The following is a 3,515-nucleotide window of genomic DNA, read 5'->3' as shown; positions in this document are numbered from 1 at the left end:
GCCGGCGGCGCAGGCGCGATCCCCCGCGGGGCGATGCAGCGCCGCACCGGGCGGTCGGGAGCGGCTCCGCTCTCGCGCGGTCGTCCGCCCGCGGGTCGACGGCACGGCCAGCCCTGATAGAATCGGCCGCCAGCGCGGCCGCCGCGCGCGACGTGGCGCCGCCGAGGGGCCGAAATGCCGGAGGGGAGCGAGGCCGTCACGATTCGCGCGCTGCGCGCCGACGACTGCGAGCGGCTGGTGCGGATCGACGCGCGCATCAGCGGCCGGTCGCGGCGCGCCTGGTACGAGGGAAAGCTGCGGCGCGCGCTCGAGGACACCGATCTCAACATCTCGCTCGGCGCCGAGCTCGACGGGCTGCTCGTCGGGGCGCTCATGGGCTCGGTGCACTACGGGGAGTTCGGCCTCCCGGAGCCGGTCGCCATCCTCGACACCGTGCTCGTCGATCCGGACTACAAGCGTCGCGGTGTCGCGCGTGCGATGCTCGATCAGCTGCTGAGAAACCTCTCGGCGCTGCGCATCAGGACCCTGCGCACCGAGGTCGCCTGGGACGAGCTCGATCTGATCGCCTTCTTCGCCAAGTCCGGCTTCAGGCCGGCCCCGCGGCTCGTCCTCGAGCGGCCGGTCGACGGCGACTGAGCTGGAACGAGGGAGCCTCACCATGCCGAACCGTCCGACCGGATCGCCCCGCCGGGGCGTCGACTTCTTCGACATCGACAGCCAGCTCACCGAAGAAGAGCAGATGGTGCGGGACACCGTCCGGGAGATGGTCAACGAGAAGGTGCTGCCGATCATCGACGACGCCTTCCGGAACGACCGCTTCCCGGCCGAACTCGTTCCGACGCTCGCCGAGATGGGGTTGCTCGGCTCGTACCTCGAAGGCTACGGGTGCGCGGGCATGAACTCCACCTGCTACGGGCTCATCTGCCAGGAACTCGAGCGCGGAGACAGCGGGATCCGCTCCTTCGTGTCGGTGCAGACCTCGCTCGTGATGTGGCCGATCTACACCTTCGGCAGCGAGGCGCAGAAGGAGCGCTGGCTTCCGCGGCTCGCCAGCGGCGAGGCGATCGGATGCTTCGGGCTCACCGAACCGGACTACGGTTCCGATCCGGGCAGGATGATCACCCGCGCCGAACGAAAGGGCGCCGCCTGGGTGCTCAACGGTGCCAAGGCCTGGATCACCAACGGCTCGATCGCCGACGTCGCGGTGGTCTGGGCGAGGACCGATGACGGCATCCGCGGCTTCCTCGTGGAGAAGGGAACGCCCGGCTTCACCGCCAAGGACTACCACGGGAAGTTCTCCCTGCGCGCGTCGGTCACCTCCGAGCTGTACTTCGACAACTGCGAGATCCCGGAGGACGCGGTGCTCCCCCGAACCTCCTCGCTGAAGCACCCGCTGATGTGCCTCACGCAGGCCCGCTTCGGGATCGCCTGGGGCACCATCGGCATGGCGATGGCCTGCTACGAGGAGGCGCTGCGCTACGCCAGCGCCCGCATGGTGTTCGGCAAGCCGGTCGCGGCCCATCAGCTCCAGCAGGCGAAGTTCGCCGACATGCTGACGGAGATCACGAAGGGACAGCTCCTGAACCTGCGGCTGGCCCGCATGAAGGACGAGGGGAAGGCCGATTTCGCCCACGTTTCGCTGGCGAAGCGCAACGGTTGCCGGACGGCGCGCCGCTGCGCCCACCTGGCCCGCGAGATCCTCGGCGGCGTGGGCATCATGCACGACTACCCGATCGCGCGGCACTTCTGCAACATCGAGTCGGTCTACACCTACGAGGGCACCGACGACATCCACACGTTGATCCTGGGCGAGCGGATCACCGGCCACGCGGCCTACGGGGATTGACGGCGCTCCGCCTCATCCCGCGAGCAGCTCGGCCAGCACGGCGAGACCGCGCTCGACCCGCTCCGGCTCGGCGGACGTGAAGCAGACGCGGACGTGCGTGGGGTACGGCCCGAAGCTCGGTCCCGGCGCGAGGAAGAGCCCCCGATCGGCGCAGCGTTCGAGAAAGCCGAGGAGTCCGCGCTCGTCGAGGGCGCTGCGCACGTCGAGGAACAGGAACGTGGATCCTTCGGGCGGCGGGACGCCGAGCTTCTCCGCGGCGCGCCGGCCGAGCTCGCGGTAGAGCGGCCGCACGCGCTCGACCCAGGCGTCCCCCGCACCGTCGAGCGCGCGCACCGCGGCGAGCTGGGAGGCGGTCGGCGTCGCGTAGAACGCGTGCGTGCTGACCTTCCGCAGCTCCGGCATCGCCTCGCGCGGGCCGATCACGTACCCGCACCGGTTGCCGGCCATCCCGTACGCCTTCGAAAACGAGTGGGCGGAGAAGGTCCGCTCGGGAGCCAGCGACCTCACGTAGCGGTGCTCGCCCTGGTAGACGTAGTCCTCGTAGACCTCGTCGGCGATCAGCCAGAGCCCCTTGGCGCGAGCCCACGCGGCGATCGCCTCGAGCCAGGCCGGCGGCAGGACCTTCCCGGTGGGGTTGTTGGGGGAGTTCACGTAGAGGGCGGCCGTGCGCTCCGTCCGCGCGGCCTCGAGGCGCGCCACCGCCTCTTCGGGCGAGCCGGCTGCGCCGATCAGCGGCACCGGCACCGGCTCGCCATGGAAACAGCGGACGATGCCCGGGATCAGCGGCCAGTACGGGGCGGCGAGCAGCACCTGTTCCCCGGGGGCGACCACGGCCCCGCAGACGGCACCGAGCGCTCCGGTGGCTCCGGCGGCCACCAGCACGTCCTCCGGCGACGTCGGGACGCCCATCCGGCGCTCCGCCCGCGCGGCGATCCGCTCGAGCAGGGCGGGAAGCCCCTGCGGCGGCGCGTACCGGTGCATCCCCGGATGCTCGGCGACCGACAGGTCCTCCATCCGGCACCCCTCGGCCGGCTCGAGCCACGTGTCGCCGACGTGGAGGGGGTAGACCTCCCCCTCGTGCGCCGCCAGCCGGTGTGCGAGCGACGAGAAGACCGAACCGCCGATCGCGGCCAGCGAGGGGACGAGTTCCGGGTGACGCGGCATGCGACTCCTCCGCGCCGAACCGGCGCGAACGGCAGTCTACCGCGATCCGAAGAGAATCAGGGGCAGGGGAAGTCGTTCGGCCGGTCCACCCCCGCTCCGTCGCCGAGCCCGGACTCTCCGCCTGCGCCGACCCCGGTCACCAGCCAGTACAGCGCGTCGCCGGCCGACGGCTCGAGCGTGTCCTCGTAAGAGGTCGACGTCAGCCCGCAGACCCGATCGGCGTACGGGTTCGAGCCGGGCTCTTGCGAGAAGTGCCCCTGGGCGAGCTCGCGGACGTCTCCCCGGTACAGATTGAACGAGTCGTAGGCCACGTCGTCCTGCCAGTTCAGCTCGGTCCGCTCACCGCCCGAGTGCCACTCGCGGATCGACTCGAACAGCACGATGCCGTCGTCGAAGTCGCAGGCGTCCAACGTTCCGTCGCCGTCGGTGTCGGCGGGAGCCCTCGGGTCGGCGCCGCAGGTGTCACAGACATCCCCGATGCCGTCCCCGTCCGAATCGCTCTGGG

Annotated in this window: 4 protein-coding genes; 2 read left to right on the top strand and 2 right to left on the bottom strand. The window is 71.0% G+C overall.

Annotated features, from left to right (window positions below; genetic code table 11):
* Window positions 1-174: 174 nt before the first annotated feature.
* A complete protein-coding gene (locus tag D6718_06095) occupies window positions 175-636 on the top strand; it encodes a GNAT family N-acetyltransferase (GenBank protein ID RMG46136.1) in 462 nt (153 codons plus the stop codon).
* A gap of 22 nt (window positions 637-658) precedes the next feature.
* A complete protein-coding gene (locus tag D6718_06090) occupies window positions 659-1,846 on the top strand; it encodes an acyl-CoA dehydrogenase (GenBank protein ID RMG46135.1) in 1,188 nt (395 codons plus the stop codon).
* A 12-nt stretch (window positions 1,847-1,858) separates the two neighbouring features.
* Here D6718_06090 and D6718_06085 read toward each other — a convergent pair whose 3' ends face one another.
* Together D6718_06085 and D6718_06080 are read right to left on the bottom strand one after the other, a co-directional pair.
* Entirely contained in the window at window positions 1,859-3,010 is a 1,152-nt protein-coding gene (locus D6718_06085) for a pyridoxal phosphate-dependent aminotransferase (GenBank protein ID RMG46134.1), read from the bottom strand.
* A gap of 56 nt (window positions 3,011-3,066) precedes the next feature.
* A partial coding sequence (locus tag D6718_06080; GenBank protein RMG46133.1) for a hypothetical protein occupies window positions 3,067-3,515 on the bottom strand: 449 nt, incomplete at its 5' end.

This window comes from Acidobacteriota bacterium, from assembly GCA_003696075.1.
Lineage (GTDB): Bacteria > Acidobacteriota > Polarisedimenticolia > J045 > J045 > J045.
Note: the sequence above shows the minus strand (reverse complement) of the source record. Positions and strands in the feature narration are given on the sequence as shown.

Coding starts and splice junctions, on each gene's coding strand:
- D6718_06090 (RMG46135.1), top strand. CDS start 659: ATGCCGAACCGTCCGACCGGATCGCCCCGCCGGGGCGTCGACTTCTTC.
- D6718_06085 (RMG46134.1), bottom strand. CDS start 3,010: ATGCCGCGTCACCCGGAACTCGTCCCCTCGCTGGCCGCGATCGGCGGT.
- D6718_06095 (RMG46136.1), top strand. CDS start 175: ATGCCGGAGGGGAGCGAGGCCGTCACGATTCGCGCGCTGCGCGCCGAC.